Source organism: Emticicia aquatica, from assembly GCF_923079645.1.
GTDB classification, from domain to species: domain Bacteria; phylum Bacteroidota; class Bacteroidia; order Cytophagales; family Spirosomataceae; genus Emticicia; species Emticicia aquatica.
Genome location: NZ_CAKLPY010000001.1, coordinates 1,064,328 through 1,084,178, shown reverse-complemented (window position 1 = coordinate 1,084,178; position 19,851 = coordinate 1,064,328). Strand labels below are relative to the sequence as shown.

20 protein-coding genes are annotated in these 19,851 nt (G+C 35.6%); all 20 read left to right on the top strand.

Annotated features, from left to right (window positions below; all coding sequences use genetic code 11):
* Positions 1 to 149: 149 nt before the first annotated feature.
* The 20 genes from MJQ71_RS04725 (at position 150) to MJQ71_RS04630 (ending at position 19,847) form a co-directional block, all read left to right on the top strand.
* The gene (locus MJQ71_RS04725) at positions 150 to 491 is read left to right on the top strand and encodes a hypothetical protein (RefSeq protein ID WP_238804978.1); all 342 of its coding nucleotides are present in this window, start codon (positions 150 to 152) and stop codon (positions 489 to 491) included.
* A 161-nt stretch (positions 492 to 652) separates the two neighbouring features.
* A complete protein-coding gene (locus MJQ71_RS04720; protein WP_238804976.1) occupies positions 653 to 1,270 on the top strand; it encodes a Crp/Fnr family transcriptional regulator in 618 nt (205 codons plus the stop codon).
* A 154-nt stretch (positions 1,271 to 1,424) separates the two neighbouring features.
* Positions 1,425 to 1,631: a YgaP family membrane protein gene (locus MJQ71_RS04715; RefSeq protein WP_238804974.1), complete on the top strand. Its 207-nt coding sequence runs from the start codon at positions 1,425 to 1,427 to the stop codon at positions 1,629 to 1,631.
* A gap of 292 nt (positions 1,632 to 1,923) precedes the next feature.
* The gene (locus MJQ71_RS04710) at positions 1,924 to 4,074 is read left to right on the top strand and encodes a cbb3-type cytochrome c oxidase subunit I (RefSeq protein ID WP_238804972.1); all 2,151 of its coding nucleotides are present in this window, start codon (positions 1,924 to 1,926) and stop codon (positions 4,072 to 4,074) included.
* 4 nt (positions 4,075 to 4,078) lie between these two features.
* A complete protein-coding gene (locus tag MJQ71_RS04705) occupies positions 4,079 to 5,083 on the top strand; it encodes a cbb3-type cytochrome c oxidase subunit II (protein ID WP_238804970.1) in 1,005 nt (334 codons plus the stop codon).
* Positions 5,084 to 5,111: 28 nt separating this feature from the next.
* Positions 5,112 to 5,372, top strand: coding sequence for a hypothetical protein (locus MJQ71_RS04700; protein WP_238804968.1), 261 nt, complete (start codon positions 5,112 to 5,114; stop codon positions 5,370 to 5,372).
* 1 nt (position 5,373) lies between these two features.
* Positions 5,374 to 5,766, top strand: coding sequence for a cytochrome C (locus MJQ71_RS04695; protein WP_238804966.1), 393 nt, complete (start codon positions 5,374 to 5,376; stop codon positions 5,764 to 5,766).
* Positions 5,767 to 6,208: 442 nt separating this feature from the next.
* Positions 6,209 to 7,282, top strand: a complete 1,074-nt coding sequence (locus MJQ71_RS04690; RefSeq protein ID WP_238804961.1) for a c-type cytochrome — start codon at positions 6,209 to 6,211, stop codon at positions 7,280 to 7,282.
* 21 nt (positions 7,283 to 7,303) lie between these two features.
* On the top strand, positions 7,304 to 7,732 hold the full coding sequence (locus tag MJQ71_RS04685; protein WP_238804959.1) for a DsrE family protein: 429 nt from the start codon (positions 7,304 to 7,306) through the stop codon (positions 7,730 to 7,732).
* Between the two features lie 12 nt (positions 7,733 to 7,744).
* Positions 7,745 to 9,424, top strand: coding sequence for a bifunctional metallophosphatase/5'-nucleotidase (locus tag MJQ71_RS04680; RefSeq protein ID WP_238804957.1), 1,680 nt, complete (start codon positions 7,745 to 7,747; stop codon positions 9,422 to 9,424).
* Between the two features lie 187 nt (positions 9,425 to 9,611).
* Positions 9,612 to 11,015 (top strand): OprD family outer membrane porin, encoded by a 1,404-nt coding sequence (locus tag MJQ71_RS04675; protein WP_238804955.1) that lies wholly within the window; start codon positions 9,612 to 9,614, stop codon positions 11,013 to 11,015.
* Positions 11,016 to 11,026: 11 nt separating this feature from the next.
* A complete protein-coding gene (locus MJQ71_RS04670; protein WP_238804953.1) occupies positions 11,027 to 11,602 on the top strand; it encodes a YeeE/YedE family protein in 576 nt (191 codons plus the stop codon).
* Positions 11,603 to 11,623: 21 nt separating this feature from the next.
* On the top strand, positions 11,624 to 12,124 hold the full coding sequence (locus MJQ71_RS04665; protein ID WP_238804951.1) for a DUF6691 family protein: 501 nt from the start codon (positions 11,624 to 11,626) through the stop codon (positions 12,122 to 12,124).
* Positions 12,125 to 12,148: 24 nt separating this feature from the next.
* Positions 12,149 to 13,027, top strand: coding sequence for an AraC family transcriptional regulator (locus tag MJQ71_RS04660; protein ID WP_238804949.1), 879 nt, complete (start codon positions 12,149 to 12,151; stop codon positions 13,025 to 13,027).
* 5 nt (positions 13,028 to 13,032) lie between these two features.
* Positions 13,033 to 13,263, top strand: coding sequence for a hypothetical protein (locus MJQ71_RS04655; RefSeq protein WP_238804947.1), 231 nt, complete (start codon positions 13,033 to 13,035; stop codon positions 13,261 to 13,263).
* A gap of 341 nt (positions 13,264 to 13,604) precedes the next feature.
* Positions 13,605 to 15,020 carry an MBL fold metallo-hydrolase gene (locus MJQ71_RS04650; RefSeq protein WP_238804945.1) on the top strand — a complete coding sequence of 472 codons (1,416 nt, stop codon included), beginning with the start codon at positions 13,605 to 13,607 and terminating at the stop codon, positions 15,018 to 15,020.
* Between the two features lie 307 nt (positions 15,021 to 15,327).
* Positions 15,328 to 16,521 carry an NAD(P)/FAD-dependent oxidoreductase gene (locus tag MJQ71_RS04645; RefSeq protein WP_238804942.1) on the top strand — a complete coding sequence of 398 codons (1,194 nt, stop codon included), beginning with the start codon at positions 15,328 to 15,330 and terminating at the stop codon, positions 16,519 to 16,521.
* 146 nt (positions 16,522 to 16,667) lie between these two features.
* Positions 16,668 to 18,119 (top strand): sodium:solute symporter, encoded by a 1,452-nt coding sequence (locus MJQ71_RS04640; protein ID WP_238804940.1) that lies wholly within the window; start codon positions 16,668 to 16,670, stop codon positions 18,117 to 18,119.
* On the top strand, positions 18,116 to 18,610 hold the full coding sequence (locus tag MJQ71_RS04635; protein ID WP_238804938.1) for a GNAT family N-acetyltransferase: 495 nt from the start codon (positions 18,116 to 18,118) through the stop codon (positions 18,608 to 18,610). Before MJQ71_RS04640 ends, MJQ71_RS04635 begins: the two co-directional genes overlap by 4 nt.
* 7 nt (positions 18,611 to 18,617) lie before the next feature.
* A complete protein-coding gene (locus MJQ71_RS04630; protein ID WP_238804936.1) occupies positions 18,618 to 19,847 on the top strand; it encodes a serine hydrolase domain-containing protein in 1,230 nt (409 codons plus the stop codon).
* The last annotated feature ends 4 nt before the right edge of the window (positions 19,848 to 19,851 follow it).

Below are 19,851 nucleotides of genomic sequence, written 5' to 3'. Positions count from 1 at the left end.
GGCGTTTTTTAGAATACATATTCTTTGTAATATATTCTAAAGATGATTTTTTAGACAAAAACATTAATAGTAATAAGGCTTAGGGTTTAATAGGAAAGTGCGAGCTGTTTTGTTCGTACTTTCACGAAGTTTCGCTCAATTACGATATAATGAATGTTGCCGATTTTTCGATCGAAAATATTCAATTTGATGTAGTCGGCTTATTTTTTGCTCATTTCCCTGCACATTTACGTCAAGAATTTCATCAAAAAGTAACACAGGTCATCAAAACTTCAGGTTGTATAATATTTGAGGTGTTTCATAAAAATCAACTTAATTATTTATCGGGTGGACCAAAAGATTTGTCTATGTTATTTTCGGTCGAAGAAGTTGAAAAAGAATTTTCTGGCTTGAAAATTTTGCAGCTCGAAGATAAAATCATCGACCTTGACGAAGGCCTTTATCATCAAGGAAAAGGTCATGTAGTTAGAATGATTGCTACGAAAAACTAATATAGCTATGTGGGAAAAGATAATTTTCGGTATAGTATTACTTCATCTAATTGCAGGTTTTGGATGGGTAATTTATAAGATGGAATTTCAGAAAAACAAATCTGATTAAAAATAAAAATGCCCCAAGAAATCACCTTATTTGCATTAAAATAGCTTTCAAAATGATTTTACCACCTCAGTTTAATATATTTCCGCAAGAACTAAATGATGAAATTTTGCAAAATGGAATATTTAAAACAATTCCAAAAGGTGTTGAAATTGTGCATGAAGGACAATTTATTCAAGCGATTCCAATTGTTTTGAATGGACTACTTAAAGTGATTACTCGACATGATGACCGAGAATTTTTACTTTATTATATTCAGCCAAATGAAAGTTGCATCATGTCATTTTATAGCATTTTGAATGAGGAAGGGAGTAAAATTATTGCCCAGACCGAAACTGAAACCGAATTATTATTATTACCCTCGCAACTAATCCGTTTTTGGCTCAAACGATTTCCTGAGTTTAGCATTTTCTTCCATCAATTAAATAATCTACGTTATATAGACCTGCTTCAAACAATCAATGAAGTATTGTTTGAAAATCTTGACAAACGGATACTACGTTTTTTGCAAGAAAAAGCCCAACAAAGTAATGACCCATTTATAAAAATTCGCCACCGAGAAATTACCGATGCGATGGGAACAACTCGTGAAGTTGTTAGCCGAGTAACAAAAAAATTAGAACATGAAAAACTCATTGAACAATTTCCTGATGGAATTGAAGTAAGGTTGTAACAAATGTTACTGCTTGGTTAAAAATGATTGCCGACATTTGATACATGAAATCGAAACCTATAAAAATATTAATAGTTTGTTTACTTTGATTTTCGCTATTTATAGGGCTATATCTCATAATAGAATTTTTCAATCATTCAAAATAAATAACATTATGAAACCAAACATGGGCGGCACCGACCGCATTATTCGCATCGTTGTAGTAGCATTAGCTGTGCTACTATATTTCACAAATATTCTTACTGGTACACTTGGTATTGTAGCTTTGGTTGCCGCTGGAGTTTTCTTACTCACAATTGTAATTAGTTTCTGCCCACTTTATGCCATTATTGGTATTGATACTTGTCCAGTTAAAAAGTAAAATATATAAATAGTTATATGGCATTTTCGTTCCACTGAAAATATTTCCAGTGGAACGTTTTATTTTTACTTGTGTAATAAATATCACATAACCTTATTTTCTTCGATTATGCTTTCAAATTGGCAGTTTTATTGTTTTTTCATAAAAACTGTTTTGCTTACAATTTAAACAATGACATTGCTCGTGAATTTCAAAATAGATAAATAGTACTATCAATGCCTTGATATGTGCATGAGTTATTTATGACCTTGCTCATACATTTGTAGTATTATTTTCAATCAATATTTTGGACATGAAAAAACATATTTTCAACAAAACAAAATGGTCGATTGCAGCATTACTACTTTTATCAATTAATAGTGTTTTTGCACAATCCAGCACCAGTTCGGCTTTATTTGAGAGCCACGATATAGGTCTATTTCTGCTTGTATTACTTGTTCTTTTGCCCATCGTTGGCTTTTTTATTTATACAGGTCTAAGTATCAAAAAGAAAAGTACACAGCTTATCCAACAAAAATTTTCTTCACAGAGCATTAAAGCCGAAAAATACCTCACAGACTTAGATTTTGAGCAAGTGAGAGCCTTATTGGGCAAAAAAAATAATGAAACTCACTCGCTAAAATCATCAGGCTTGCTTACGGTCATACTACTATTCATTAGCCAATTTAGTTTTGGTCAGTCTGATGTTCTGCCTGCCACTAGAGAATCTTTAATGACTCAGCCTGGCGTTTTGATTACCTTGGTTTTGCTCTTTATTCCGCTTTTGGTTGGGTTTATTTTATTGGTAACAAAGCTGAATGCAATGCTTACCAAAATGCGAACCAAAAATCTCATGCAAGAAGCTGAAACATTGGCAGAAATGCTGGATAATGGCGAAGTTATGCAAGATTACACCGAGTTGGAAAGAAGAGAAAAAGCCCTTTCTTACAACCTAAATAATGATGAACTGTCAGGAAAAGAAGCCCCAAGCGATGAAAAAGGCTTGCTCAAAAACGTAAAAAGTGAGCATGATATGAATTTCTTCGCTCAAAAAACTAAACCAATGCCTCGTCCTAAGATTGACCCAAATCTAACAAAATTAATTTTGGCATTTATCGGCTCGGCAATTTTTTGGTTGGTTTTAGGCACAAGCATTGGCGAATATGTAGGCATAAAATTCATTGCCCCCGATGCCGACTCACTCAGTTGGTTGAGTTTTGGTCGCCTTCGTCCAGTACATACAAATTTGGTCTTTTGGGGTTGGGCATCGCTCGGAATGCTGGGTTTGGGCTATTATGTAGTCCCGATGGTCGGAAACGGCCCTCTGGCAAGTTTGAAAATGGGTTGGTATTCACTGTTTTTTATCAATTTATCACACATTTTAGGTACAATTTCGCTTATGGCTGGCGTAAATAACGGCGGTGGCGAATACCGTGAATACATTTGGCCAATCATGTCGCTTTTTGCGGCAGGTCTGGTTTTGAGTATGATAAATTATTTGAAAACAGTCGCTTTACGCAAAACCAAAGAAATTTACATTTCCAACTGGTACATCACTTCGGCAGTAATTTTCTTGCCTATTATTGCGGTAGTTTCTTACCTTCCTTTTTGGCAAAACGGCATTGGTGAAACTATTCTACAAGGCTTTTATATGCACCAAGCAGTTGGGCTTTGGTTTATGTTTTTCTGTTTGGGTTTACTCTATTATTTTCTTCCCCAACAGCTCAATAAACCGATTTTCTCATATAGTCTCGGCGTTTTAGCCTTCTGGACTCAGATTTTGTTTTATACGCTCATAGGTACGCACCATTTTGTGTTTAGTTCTTTGCCGTGGTGGCTACAAACGGTGGCAATTGTTGGCAGTGTTGGCATGTTAATTCCAGTAACTTCGGGAACAATCAATTTCTTGATGACCTTCAAAGGTTCGTGGAATAAAGTCTCGAATAGTTATTCTTTGCCATTTTTTGTAGTGGGCGTTATCTATTATTTCACTGGTTCGTTTCAAGGAACTGCCGAAGCCTTTCGCTCAACTAACCTGATTTGGCACTTCACCGATTTTACGATTGCCCACTCGCATATCACGATGTACGGTATCATTACATTCATCATTTTTGCAGGAATTTATGCCATTGTTCCACGTCTAACAGGTCAAGAACCACCACAATTAATGGTCGGAGCTCATTTTTGGTTTGCACTAATTGGCTTACAATTTTATACCATTCCATTGATGATTGGCGGTACTTTCAAGGGTTTATCGTGGGCAGAAGGCAAACCATTTATTGATAGTGTAGTGCTGATGGCTCCCTATTGGCTTTGGCGAGCAATTGGTGGCTCAATGATGTGGATTTCGCACTTGATTTTGGCATATAATTTCTACAAAATGATGTTTGCCACCAAAGAACTCGATGTGAAAGAAGAAGCATTCAAAATATTACAACAAAAGGTAAATCTCTCTCAAAACTAAGCTCATGGATTTTTTTAATGACCATAAAAAACTGTTTACGGCAGCGGTGGTGCTGTTTTCGATACTGATGATTTTCGTGGCAATTTTTCCTGCCATCGAAAACCAAACCAATAATGCCTCTTTGCCAGACAGCCAACCGCTGACCGACGATGAAATGGCTGGAAAACTGATTTATATTTCCGAAGGTTGCGTTGGTTGCCACTCTCAGCAAGTGCGAAATGTTGACATGGATAAAACTTGGGGCAGTCGTCCAAATATTGCGGCCGATTATGCAGGAATTACCCGAACAAGTTTTCTGCAAAATACTGCAACACTCATGGGAACGGAGCGAACAGGCCCCGATTTGACCAATATTGGCGTTCGTCAGCCAAGTCTGGATTGGCATTTGTTGCACTTATTTAATCCGAGAGCAGTTGTGCAACAGTCAATTATGCCAGCTCACCCATGGCTATTTGATTTTAAAGAAAAACCCAATGATGGTGATATAATTGTGAATGTTCCTGCTGAATTTTTGCAAGGAAAAACAGGAAAAGTAGTCGCTTCTGAAAGGGTTTTGCAACTCGTAACTTATCTGCAATCGCTCAAACAAGTGAAATTGCCCGGCGGTACACCCAACCCTGAATTTTTGTATAAAAAAGAAAAGAAAGCTGCCGAAGACGGTGCAGGTGAAGCAGAGGATTTAGACGGTGCTGCTCTTTATGCAGCTAATTGCCAAAGTTGCCACCAACAAAATGGCGAAGGTTTGAAAGGGGCATTTCCACCACTCAAAGGCAGTAAAATTGTGTTGGACGAAAATCCAGAAATCATGCTAAGTATCATTATGCAAGGCTATAATGCCCGTGAAGAATATGGCGTAATGCCTGCCGTTGGTACAAATAATAAATTGATTCCCGAAGAAATAACGGCAATAATGAACCACGAACGCACAAGTTGGGGCAATACTGGCCGAAAAGTAACGACGGATGAAATTAAAAAACTCATGGAGGCTTTGAAGAAACCAGCTCAGTAATTTCAAAACGCTAAAATTAAAAAAAACGATGAAAAAAATATTGTTTTCGATGGTATTTCTGATGACCTACGTCAGTTCGGTTGCTTGCGATGTTTGTAAAAAACAACAACCAAAAGTTTTGCAAGGCATTGCCCACGGAGCTGGCCCCGAAAGTCAGTGGGATTATGTGATAGTTTGGGGAACTGTCGCCATTACGGTTATTACCTTGTTTTTTGCAATAAAATGGCTGGTAAAACCAGGCGAAAAAGAAGAAAATCATATCAAACGAATGTTCTTAACTTTTGAATAAAATGGAAGGAAAAAGCACAGTTATCTTATTTATAGACAACGAACCAAAGCCTATCGGTGAATTTGAAGCACCTGTCAAATTTGAGCTGGATTCCAGAAAACTCACTGATGGCGAACATACATTAAAGATTGTCAGCAAAGACCCAACGGGTAAAGAAGGCATAAAACTTGTGCCTTTTACAGTCAGAAATGGTCCAGCCATTACGCTCGAAGGCTTGAATGACCAAGACGTGATTGACGGAGTTTTGCCGATAATGATAAACGCCTACGGAAAAGGCAATCAGAAGCAATTTTTGATTGATGGAAGCGAAACGCCAAAAACGATTCCGTCGTGGATTTGGGCAGCTCTGATTATATTTTTTGGTTGGGCTATATATTATATTCTCACTTCTTGAAATAAGGTAGAATAAATAATGCAGAGCAACAAGTCTTATCATTAGGCTTCAGGTTGAACGCATTAAAATTATTGATATTTTTGGAGTATTTAAGAGTAATTATCCCGTTAGGGATTGTATATTGGTAGAAAATTCAAAACGAATAATCATCTAAGCCCCATCGAGGCGGAATATTTCGCCGAGCGACGGTCGCCCCGATGGGGCTTAGATGGCGGGTACTTTATTATTTTTACAGCAGCGGCCGACCGTCAATATTTAACCCATAACGGGGTATTCGTTAAACAAATGTGTCATTTTTAATGCGTTCAACGCTGATTAGGCTTGTTGCTTTCTTAACTTAAAATATTCGTTTTATACAATTATTTCTAAGTTTGTAACAAATATCACATAAGGTCGATGATATTACTCATATTTTTGTGTAGTAAATTATCAAAGCTATCTTATGGCAAAATCAGATTCAAGCAAAGCCGCAAAACAATTAACCTCAATTTTAGCCTTTTTAAGTGGGCTACTCTTACTTACGATATTTCTTATACTTGGATTTGTTTATGTACATCTTTTTGGAGTACCCAACTTGAACACTTCCGAAGAACCTACTGAGAGAAAAAAGGTTGCAAAAATTGACACTAATTTCGTGCAAGTTTGGACAGCCCCAGCCGAATGGCGAATAATGAAACTCGAACCCGAAGAACAGAAACTGGTTAAATACGGCAAAGAACTCATTGCCCATACTTCCGAATATTTAGGACCTAAAGGTAGTGTTAAACAGATTTCCAACGGCATGAATTGTCAAAACTGCCATTTGAATGCAGGAACGCAGCCTTGGGGAAATAATTATTTTGCTGTACAAGCCAATTATCCAAAATTTAGAGAGCGTTCGGGAGCAGTTGAAAATCAAGTAAAGCGTGTAAATGATTGTTTTGAACGAAGTCTAAACGGCAAAGTACTCGATTCAACAAGTCGAGAAATGAAAGCGATTTTAGCTTATATAAAATGGGTAGGCTCAGATGTACCCAAGAAAACTACACCTCGTGGAGCTGGAATTTTTAAAGTAAAAGGCTTAAAACGTGCCAACGACCCCGAAAAAGGACGTGTAATTTATGAACAAAAATGCCAATCGTGCCACCAAGCAAACGGCGAGGGAATATTAGCCGAAAATGGCAAAAGTTATACTTATCCGCCCCTTTGGGGCAAAAATAGTTATAATCATGGTGCTGGATTATACCGAATATCAAATTTTGCAGGTTATGTGAGGTATAATATGCCGCTCGGTGCAACTTACGAACGCCCACAACTCACCGACGAAGAAGCGTGGGATTTAGCAGCTTTTGTCAATTCTCAACCACGCCCTACTAAAGATTTAAGCAAAGATTGGCCAAATATTGCTGGCAAACCTTTCGACCATCCTTTTGGTCCTTACGCTGACCCATTTTCTGAACAACAACATAAATACGGTCCTTACAAGCCAATCAAAGAATGGAAAGAAGCCCACAAAAAATCATCAAATTCAAAATAATCAACCTTAAATATTTAATCAATGAAAGCCCTCAATCTGTTATTATTTGCATTTTTAGCATTTGCATCTACTGAAGTTTTTGCCCAAAAACAAAAGAAAGTTAAAGAACATCGAGTAGTTTTTCATCTTGCTACGCCCGATACGGTTGCCTATCGAGCATTGACCAAACAACTAACAAATGTGCTTACAGTTTGGCCGACTGCTAAAATTGAAGTGGTTGTGCATAATAAAGGTTTGGGAATGGTGATAAAAGGCAAAAGCCAATTTGAACCCGAAATCAATAATCTCATCGAGCAAGGTGTTTCGTTTGTGGTTTGTGAAAACTCACTCAAACAACAAAAACTGACCAAAGAGCAAATCTTCCCGAAAGCTGGTTTTGTGCCAGCGGGTTTGGTCGAAATTATCGAAAAGCAAGAGCAAGGTTGGTCATATATTAAAGCAGGATTTTAAAAAATATCAGAAATGCAATCAAGACGAAAATTCTTACAATCTGGGCTTTTGGCTACTGCTGCTGCGGGAACTCCAAGTGCTTTAATAGCTGCTAATAATGACACTAAGGTTTCGGTAATAAATGGCAAAGAAACTTCCAAAAATGGCACAATTACTTTTCTACAAACAACCGATGTGCATTGCCAGCTTCGTGCTCACGATGAGTTATTTTGGGAAAATAACCAACTAACTTTTCGTAAAACGGGCGGTTATGCACATTTGGCAACTGCTTTGGATGTTTTGAAGAAAGAAAACCCCGACAATACCATCACGATTGACACAGGCGATATGTTTCAGGGCAGTATGCTTTCGGTAAAAACTACTGGACAAGCTTTTGTTCCTTTGCTCAATGCCCTCAATTATGACATGTATTTGCCAGGAAACTGGGAAGTAGTTTACTACAAAAAAAATATGCAGAAACTAATGGGCGGCTTGCTCGCTCCGAAAGTTTGTGCCAATATGTACCACGATTTAGGCGATGGAAAGAAAGGAGAATTGATTTTCCAACCTTACCAAATTGTCAATCGTTTGGGCGTAAAAATTGGCATTTTGGGTTATACTGACCCACTCGTGCCGCTTCGCCAGTCACCACTTTATAGCAAGGGAATTATTTATACAAAACCCGAAGAAAATCTAAAACAGTATGTTGAACTATTGAAAGAACAAGAACAATGTGATTTTGTCATTATTCTTTCGCATCTCGGACTTTCGCAACAAATTGCTCTCGGAAATCACCCTGATTGCAAAGGCGTTGATTATATTTTCGGAGCAGATACGCACGAGCGAGTACGCAAACCGATTCAAGCCGAATACTCAAAAATTGTTGAACCAGGGGCTTTTGGGTCATTCGTTGGAAGACTGGATTTAAAGGTCGAAAATGGAAAAATTACTGGCGAAAAATATCAACTCATCGAAGTAAGTCCGCAAAAATTTCCTGCAAAAAAGGAAGTTTTGGATATTATTAAGGAAATAGAAAAACCTTACAAAGAAGAAATCAATAAAATACTTGGATACAGTACCGTACCGCTTTATCGAAATTTTGTAGTAGAAAACACCATTGATACCATGATTGTGGATGCTCTTAAATGGAAAGTCAATGCAGATGTGGTACTATCGAATGGTTTTCGTTTTTGCCCACCTCGCACGGCAGGAAAAGATGGCAAAGTAGCCATTACCGAAGGCTATTTATACGATATGCTTCCCGTTGATTCTACTATCAGAACCGCCAAAGCAACTGGTCAACAAATCATGGATTGGCTCGAAAAAGAGTTACAAAACGTATTTGCCCAAGATGCTTCCAAGCGTTTTGGCGGTTGGTTGATACGTTTCAAAGGAATGCAAGTCGAATTTAAGGCTTTTGAACGAGTTGGGCATCGAGTACAAAAAGTTACGATTGCTGGTCAACCGCTTGATTTAACCAAAAGCTATGTTTTATGTGCATGTGAACGAGACGGCGACCCAGACGATATGCTTTGTCGCATGAAAGGTGTAAAAGAAGGTACAAATACTGCCTTTACGCTACATAGTATGATGAAAGAATATTTACAAAAATTCTCACCTATTACCCCAATATTAAGGCACGATGCCAAGATTTTGGATGGTCCACAAGATTTATTAAGCCAAGTTTCGGGCGTAGATTATCAATTTGTATAAAAGATTTCGAGTACAACTACCTATGATTTATGTTTACAGAGACGTTGCCGCAATGTAACGTCTCTATTTTTTTCTTAGTGTTTCTTAGTACCTAAGTGGTAAAAATCAATAATATTTCCCAATGTAACATTTGTCACGGATTCAGCATTTTCTAAGCGATACTTTTGTACCATTATAGTATCAAATTATGAGAAGAATCAATTTTTATTATGTTGTTTGGTCATTTTTTATTTCCATAAACATAACGGTTGCACAAGGAATTCACGCTTACCATGAAGCAGAAAAGGACACAAATACATTAAGCCATTTTTTTGAAAAAGGACGCTTTTACGGTCATGCACGCTCATATATGTCGGCAACGGTCAATAAAGGAGATCTGACAGACTATCATGCTTGGGGAATTGGTGCGGGTATTGGATATGAAACACCAAAGATTTTAAAACATTTTCAAGTTGGAATTAGCGGCTTTTTTATGTTTAATCTAAAATCTTCGGACTTAGCAAAATCTGACTCAAAAACAAATCAAGTAAATCGTTATGAAATTGGATTATTTGATATTGAACGCCCCAATGACCACGAAGATTTAGACCGTCTTGAAGAATTATTCTTAAAGATTCACGCAGGGAAAAAGTCAATTTTAACTATTGGACGACAAATTCCACAAACACCTTTTATCAATCCACAAGATGGTCGAATGCGTCCAACACTTATTGAAGCTGCCGCATTGGATGTAAAAGAATGGAAAAACCTAAGCCTGCACGGGGAGTATATTTGGCGAATTTCGCCCCGCTCAACAGTTCGGTGGTTTGATACTGGCGAAAGCATCGGAATTTATCCAGTGGGAGTTGATGTCAATGGAAAACCTTCACAATATAAAAATAATATTGAGTCGGCTGGTGTTGGAGTAATTGGTTCAACGTATCAGAAAAAACAATTGAATATTCAATTGTGGGATACTTATATCGACAACATTCTAAATACCGCTCAACTAAAAATCGAATGGAAATCAAAGTCAATTGCAGGTAAAAATTGGTTTGTAGGCGGGCAATATATTCAACAAAATGCAGTAGGAAATGGCGGAAATAAAGACCCAACCAAGGCATATACCCAAATAAATAGTGGAGCAAAAGTGTTTTCTGGTCGAGTTGGACAACAATCTGCAAAATTTGATTGGTTTTTGAATGCCACTCGAATAACTGCACAAGGGCGTTATCTAATGCCACGAGAATGGGGTCGTGAACCTTTTTATACATTCATGCCTCGTGAACGAAACGAAGGATTTGGTGATGTCACGGCTGCAACAATTAATACATTTTACAAGCCTGAAAAACACATCAAAATAGAGTTGAGCGGTGGCTATTTTTCTTTACCCGATGTAAAGAATTTCGCTTTGAATAAATATGGTATGCCTCCTTATTCACAAATAAATTTAGGTTTGACTTATCAGTTTGACCATTATCTTAAAGGACTGAACGCTCTATTATTGGTTGTTCGGAAAGACGATATTGGCGAAACCTACCAAAATGACCGCTTCGTTTTCAACAAAGTAAACATGACCCATTTAAACTTAATTATCAACTATCATTATTAAAATAAAATCGCATGAAACAAATTTTTGAATTCATTATTCAACCTTGGCCTTGGTACGTAGCAGGCCCACTTATTGGACTTACTGTGCCAACACTTTTATTGATTGGCAATAAATCTTTCGGAATTTCATCATCACTTCGACACGTTTGTGCAGCTTGTTTTCCTGCCGATATTCCTTTTTTTAAATATGATTGGAAAAAAGAAATATGGAACTTGATTTTTGTTTTAGGCGTATTTTTTGGTGGAGTTATAGCCACTAATTTCTTAGAAAATCCAAATACTTTTGTGCTTTCAGAAGCCACAATCAATGATTTGAAGGCATTAGGAATTAAAGATTTTTCGGGTTTAATGCCCGCCGACTTATTTTCAGTTGAAAAGTTATTTTCAATAAAAGGACTTATTTTCTTTGTTTTTGGTGGTTTTTTAGTTGGTTTTGGCACTCGTTATGCAGGAGGTTGTACTTCTGGTCATGCTATTATGGGACTTTCAAACTTGCAAGTTCCGTCATTGATTGCTACTTGTTGCTTTATGGTTGGAGGTTTTACCATGACACACCTAATTATGCCAATTATTTTTAAATTATTCTAACATTTTCTAAGAAAAAAATCAATGAAAAATATTCAAGAAATCCAAAATACTGTTATTGTTGAGCCATTCGTTTGCGAAGCTCCAAATGATATGAAGGTAGCCGAAAGTTGGACTGACAATATTAAATATTTAGTGGTTGGGATAATGTTCGGAATTGTGTTCGTGAAAGCCGAAATTATTTCTTGGTTTCGTATCCAAGAAATGTTTCGTTTGCAGAGTTTTCACATGTATGGCGTAATTGGTAGTGCGGTTGTAGTTGGAATGATTTCTGTATTTTTAATTAAAAAGTTTAATATCAAAACAATAGCAGGCGAAACAGTAGATTTTCACCCAAAGAAATTTCAAAAAGGGCAAGTTTATGGCGGTCTGATTTTCGGTTTAGGCTGGGCAATTACAGGAGCTTGTCCAGGGCCACTTTTTGCCCAAATTGGTAGTGGTTATGTGGTCGTGATTGCTACACTTTTGAGTGCAGTTGCTGGTACTTGGGTTTATGGTTTATTGAAAGATAAACTACCAAATTAATAACACTGTAATAATTTCATCTCTATGAAGAAAACTATTCCAATTTATACAATTGAGCAGTTAAACTCATGCGATAAGCATATAACGATGAATGTGGATATCCGACGCTTGGAAGTTCACATGAGAAATTTGACGGTTGTAGATTTCCCTCATAGACATGATTTTTATAACCTTATTTATGTAAAACGTGGTAGTGGAACACACGACATTGATTTCAAACGATTTGTTGTTGAGCCAAATCAAATGTTTTTTATGAATGATGGTCAAGTGCATGAATGGGATTTGAGTGAAGACACTATTGGTTATACTTTATTTTTCAAAAAAGAGTTTTTCGAGGTGGTAGAAAAGAGTCTTTCTTTGCAGGCTCTACCATTTTTCAATAATGGAAGTAATGATGTCCCTTTGGTTGTTTTTAGCGATGAGCAAAGCAAAACTATCGAAAGTTTATTTGAAGAAATCATTAAAGAGCTTCAAATGAATCAACCATATAGAGATAGTCAAGTTAAGTCTCTTTTAAAATTAATTCTTGTGCATTCTATTCGTATTTATCAACCAATTTTTAAAGGAAATGGCAACTCGCTGAATGTTTCAAAAATAAGACTTTTCGAAAATCTGATAGAAATACATTACAAGAACTTAAAATCAGTTAAAGACTTTGCAGGAAAATTAAATATAAGTGCCAACTATCTCAATGCGGTTTGTAAAGAAACAATTGGTAGAACTGCTGGAGAAATGATTAGAGACCGAGTAATTTTAGAAGCAAAACGTTTATTATTACATTCAAGCATATCGGTTTGTGAAGCAGCCTATTATTTGGGATATGATGATTGTTCGTATTTTATCAGATTATTCAAAAAAGACGTTGGGCACACTCCCGAAAAATTTAGGACTTTAAATCGGTAATAACAATGAAAAAAAATCTTAATAATTGGAAATTATGGTTGGTAGTCAGTCTAACTTTGGGGCTTGCCCCATTTGTTCCTGAGCCACATATTTTTGGTAAAGTTAGTTGGATAATGGGTGGAGCAGTAGGTATGCAAGCTCTTGATTGGTTCGATTTTATGCAACATGGATTTCCATTCGTTTTATTAGGCAGGGCATTATTTGTAAACTTTATTTTGAATAAAAAACTATCTTAAAACGCTCGAAAATACAATATTTCGCAAACGCTCATATTTTACAATTCAGTAAAGTATGAGCGTTTTTTTGCCTATTGATTTATTATTCAAAAATCATACACATAATAGCTTTAAATGTTTATATTATTTAGTACAATTTATTCTATTGATAGTACAATTCAATGAACATGATTATTATCATTTTTATTTTTTCTCAATACAGTCAATTTTGACCTATAATTGATAAAAACAAATTAGCCAAATGAAACATTTTTGCTCTAACAAATGCCCTTGAAACGATATTTTCTAACAAAAATTGAAAATATTAAATCATAAACATTTTTCTATTAAACAATAAAACAATGAAAATCGAACAAATCTATACAGGCTGTTTGGCACACGCCGCATATTATCTTGAAAGTAATGGTGAAGCTGCTATTTTTGACCCTCTCCGTGAAGTTCAGCCTTATATCAATAGAGCGGAAAAAGATAATGCTAAAATCAAATATGTATTTGAAACCCATTTTCATGCAGATTTCGTGAGTGGGCATTTGGATTTAGCAAAAAAAACAGGTGCTACAATAGTTTACGGCCCAACTGCCAAACCTGCTTTCGAGGCAACTATTGCTGAAGATAATCAGATATTTGCAGTGGGAACTTGTAAAGTAAAAGCGATTCATACACCTGGACACACAATGGAAAGTACCACCTATCTATTGATTGATGAAAATGGGAAAGAACATGGCTTGATAACTGGTGATACACTTTTTATTGGTGATGTTGGGCGTCCAGATTTAGCCCAACATGTAATTGCAGACTTGACCGAAGAAAAATTAGCAGGTCATTTATTTGATTCACTACGCAATAAAATAATGCCATTGTCGGATGATTTAATTGTTTATCCAAATCATGGTGCAGGAAGTGCTTGTGGAAAAATGATGAGTAAAGAAACTACTGATACATTGGGTAATCAGAAGTTATTTAACTATGCCTTACGCCCAGACATGACCAAAGATGAGTTTATTAAAGCCGTCCTGACAGGTTTGACAGCACCACCTGCCTATTTTCCAAAAAATGTATTGATGAATATCAGAGGTTATGAAAGCATGGATACGGTCATTGAAAGAGGTGAGAAAGCACTATCGCCAACTGAATTTGAAGTGGTTGCTAATGAGACCGATGCTTTGATTTTGGATAGCCGTCAGACAGATGATTTTGCTGCGGGCTTTATTCCAAACAGTATTAATATTGGTTTGGATAGCAATTTTGCCATGTGGGTTGGTGAACTGATTCCTGATATAAAGCAAGAAATTTTACTTGTAACTGACGAAGGTAAAGAGGAAGAAACTATTACACGATTAGCCCGTGTTGGCTATGACCACGCTATTGGATTTTTGGAAGGCGGATTTGCTTCATGGAAAGCAACGGGAAAAGATTTTGAAACTGTGGATAGAATTTCAGCAGAAGAATTTGCTCAAAAATATGCAAACGAACAACTGTTAGTTTTTGATGTTAGGAAAAAGAGTGAATATGGTTCTGAACATATTATAAATGCCGTAAATATTCCTCTAAATGCTATCAATGAGCATTTGGCAGAAATACCAAAAGATAAACCATTCATTTTGCATTGTGCAGGTGGCTACCGCAGTATGATTGCCGCTTCTATTTTGAAACAACGAGGTTGGGATAATTTTGTTGATGTGAAAGGAGGGTTTGCCGCAATTGTCAAAACAGAAGTCCCTAAAACAGAATATGTTTGTCCAACAACACTTTTATAGATCCCTGTTATTTTTCAAAAGCCAGTAATACTTTATAGTTTACTGGCTTTTTTGTTTAAAATAGTCGACTCAATATCCAAAAACACCATTTATCCCAACTTTTATAATTTTTGCTCGTACATGAAGTAAAAAATACTACAAATAAATAATTAGTGCTATAAAGTGCATGATTTATCCTAACAAGATTTGAGTTTATAAGCCTAAATTTGTAACTATATAAAGATATTTTTATACTTTATATAGTTTTATTTAGCCTAACAAATCTTAAAAACTCCAAAAAAACAATTTCCAAAAATCACCTTAATCAATGAAAAATCATCATCAAATCATAATTGTCGGTGGCGGCAATGCAGGAATATCTGTCGCAGCACAGCTATTACGTAAAAATAGTAAATTAGATATTGCCATAATTGACCCTTCTGAAAAGCATTACTACCAACCAGCATGGACATTGGTAGGTAGTGGCATTTTTGATATTCAGAAAACTGAAAGAAATGAAGCCGATGTTATGCCTAAAAAAGCTACTTGGATAAAAGAATCGGTGCAATCATTTAATCCTGAAGGCTTTGCTATTACAACAAATAATGCCACTTACACTTACGATTATCTAATTGTTTGCCCAGGTATTCAGCTCAATTGGAATGCCATCAAAGGTTTGCCCGAAACACTTGGGAAAAATGGTGTTTGTAGTAATTATAGTTTTCAATCAGCACCTTATACTTTTGAATGTATCAAAAACTTCAAGGGTGGGAAGGCTATTTTTCATAACCCGCATACACCTGTTAAATGCGGTGGAGCTCCGCACAAAATTATGTATATGGCTGCCGATTACTTCCGTAAACATGGAATATTGGACAAGTCAAACATACAATATTGGAGTGGTGCAGCCAAACTTTTTGCAGTGCCTCAATACGAGAAAACCCTTTTAGAAGTTTGTAAACGTGGCAACATCAAACTTAATTTCATGGAAAGACTTGATGAAATTGATGGGCCGAAAAAGCGTGCAAAATTTGTTGGTATTGGCGAAAACAATAAGGACGTTGAAACTTGGGTAGAATTCGATATGATTCATGTTACACCACCACAATCAGCACCCGATTTTATCAAAAATAGCCCTCTCGCTAATGCAGGTGGTTGGATAGAGGTTGACAAAAACACACTTCAACACGTAAAATATGCTAATATTTTCTCTCTCGGCGATGCTTCGGGACTACCAACATCAAAAACTGGTGCAGCTATCCGTAAGCAAGCACCAGTGGTAGTTGCTAATGTTTTATCATTGATTGAAAAACAGACTTTTGGAGCGAGTTACACAGGTTATACTTCTTGTCCATTATTGACTGGCTATGGCAAGTTAGTTTTAGCCGAATTTGATTATAATAATCAACCAATGGAAACTTTTCCTTTCGACCAAAGTAAAGAACGTTGGAGTATGTATATGCTTAAAAAAGAAATTTTGCCAAGAATGTATTGGGGGCAAATTCTTACAGGAAAGGCATAAACAATGTAAAAAAATTATATTTTTTCAAGCCCTGAAAGCAATTTTGGGGCTTGTTTGTTTTATTTTCTTTAATTTAAGAACTATCTTGCAAGCCTTCACTTAACAAATATAATCACACTTTATTCAACAAACCCTAAACACCTAAAATGAGTGCAACACTTATCTTTTTAGTTATTTTAGCCTATTTTTCTATATTAATGGTCATTGCAAGATTGACTTCGAGACAAACAAATGATAATACTTTTTTTGACGGAAATAGGGAATCACCTTGGTTTTTGGTTGCATTTGGCATGATTAGTTCGGGGATTTCGGCAGTTTCGTTGGTGTCAATTCCTGGAAATGTAGGCAACAACAATCTATACTATTTCCAATTTATACTTGGCACCCTTGTCGGATATTTGTTTATTGCTTTCATTCTAACTCCATTATTTCATCAATTAAAACTGATTTCGATTTATACTTATCTGAAAATTCGCTTTGGTACTATTACTTATAAAACAGGCTCATTATTTTTTTTAGTGTCGCAATCTTTCGGTGCAGCACTTCGCTTACTGCTATCAGTAAAAATTTTACAGTATGCTTTTTTTGATACTTTTCACATTCCATATTTTATAACTATCGCAGTCGTTTTACTCCTAATTTGGTTATACACCAACAAATCTGGCATAAAAACAATTGTTTGGACGGATGCTTTACAGTCATTTTTCTTAATTTCTGTAATTGCGATTTCCATTTTTACTATTAAAAATTCGTTGGGGCTTTCTATTTCTGAAATGATTCAAACAATTGTACATCATCCTTACGCAAAGCTTTTTGATTGGGATATTCAATCTGGCTCAAATTTTTTCAAACAGTTTATCTCTGGTTTGCTAATAACCATTGCTTTGGTCGGTCTTGACCAAAGTATGATGCAAAAAACATTAACAGTAAAAAACATGAAAGATGCACGAAAAAACGTTTTTGCATTCAGTTTTTTTATTGCTTTTGCCCAAACGCTGTTTTTAGGATTAGGTATTCTTATTTATGTTTATGCCGAAAAAAATGGCATCAGCCTTACTACTGAAAACGGAAAGTTTGTAAATACCGATGGAATTTACCCTTTACTAACTTTAAATTATTTTGGAAAAATAGGTGCAATGGCGTTTTTGATAGGTGTTATTGCATCAACTTTCGCTAGTGTCGATTCTTGTATTACGGCACTCACTACTGCTTTTAGCTATGATTTTATAGATATTGAAAATCAAGCTCACGAAAAGAAAAATAAGTTAAAAAATGCAGTATTATTGGGTGTAAACATCGTCATGTTTCTTATCGTAATGGCGTTTTGGAATAGTCAAGGAGCTATTATTAATACTATTTTCAAAATTGCAGGCTATACTTACGGGCCACTTTTAGGATTATATTTGGTTGGGCTGTTTTCAAAAATAACGATCAAAGAAACCCTCGTTCCTTTGGCGTGTATTGGAGCTGCATTACTTACATATTTGCTCAATGAGTATTTTATTAATGCTTATAATTTTGATTTCGGTTTTATGAATATTCTTGTAAATGCCTTATTGACTATTCTTTTTTTAGCCTTAATTCAGCAACGAAGATGAAACCCGATGCACTAAATATCTTACAGACAATTAATGTTAATGATTTTGCTGTATGTGCTAAAATGATGGCAATAACAGACCCTTGGATAACGCTGGACTTAAATTATAGCCAATGTTTAAATGCATTTGAAGGGCAATGCAAAGAGATTTATCTTTTGAAATTAAATGAGGAAATTGCTGGTTTTGTGATTTTGCAAATGTGTGGAACTTTCAAAGGATATATTCAAACGCTTTGTATTAGTGAAACCCACCGAGGCAAAGGATTTGGAACAAAACTCTTAAATTTTTGCGAAGAAAAAGTATTTAACGTTTCGCCAAATATCTTTATTTGTGTTTCGTCATTCAATGTCAGAGCAATAAAACTTTATCATCAAATTGGCTTCAAAACCATTGGAAATTTAGATAACTTTGTGAAAGAAGGTTTCACTGAAATATTACTTCGCAAAACTATTGCTCCAATGGTTCCATCAGAAAAACAAGTTAAAAATTGACCTAATCATGCTAAAAAAATCATTTACGTTATTTCTTACATTAAGTTGTTTTTTGGGTTTTTCTCAAAAGAAAGAAGCTTTAATTTCTGAAATAGATGCCATCATTCAAACACAAATCGAACAAGCTAAAATTCCGGGAGCAGTTATCCAAATTAGAAAAGGCAATGAAATTATTCTCAAAAAAGCGTATGGATTTGCCCAAATAAAAGACTTTAATGGTAAAATTTTGGCTAATCCTGAAAAAACAACAATCAATCATTTATATGATATTGCGTCGTTAACCAAGGTTATCGGAACTACTACGGCCATAATGCTTTTGGTTGATGCTGGCAAAATTAATGTAGATGATAAAGTAGGAAAATACATCCAAGGGTTCAATCAAGTTGATAAAAAGGATATTACAATCAGACATTTGCTCACGCATACTTCGGGGCTGTATGATTGGTATCCTTTGTATTATCGTTGTAAAAATAAAGCCGAAACATACAAATTTATCGAAGAATTGCCGCTCAAATTTCCGCTTGGAGAAGGTCGCCATTATAGTGATTTAGGATTTACTATTTTGGGAGAAATTATTGAAAAAGTTTCTAATAAGCCTTTAAATATTTTCATGGAAGAAAATATTTTTAAACCGTTAAAAATGTCTAATACAACTTACAAACCCAATGATAAAGGACTAAAGTTTAAAATCGCAGCAACTTCGCATGGAAATCCTTATGAAAAACGAATGGTTGAAGATGCTGCTTTAGGTTTCAAAGTCAATGAAATTGACCCAAATTCATGGAATGGCTGGCGAAAATATACGCTCAAAGGAGAAGTAAATGATGGAAATGCTTGGTATGCTAATGAGGGAGTTTCGGGTGCTGCTGGTATTTTCTCGACAGTTGATGATATACAAAAATTGATTGATGTATTGAGAAATACTAGCAAAAAGCATTCAAAAAGTTTCATTTCAGAAAAAACAATCAAACAATTTCTAACAAAAGATACATTTAAAAATGGACTGGGCTGGATGATGGATAATCAAAATGCCTTTATGAAAAATGCCAAAGAAGATAGTTTTGGTCACACTGGTTTTACTGGAACAAGTATTGCGATTGTTCCAAAAGATAATCTTTCAATTATTTTGCTAATCAATCGCCAAAACATGGGATTACAAGAAACCAAAGATTATTACAATGTTAATTCTATAAGAGAAAAAATCTTCCAATCAGTAATAAAATATTATGGTGAATAAATAT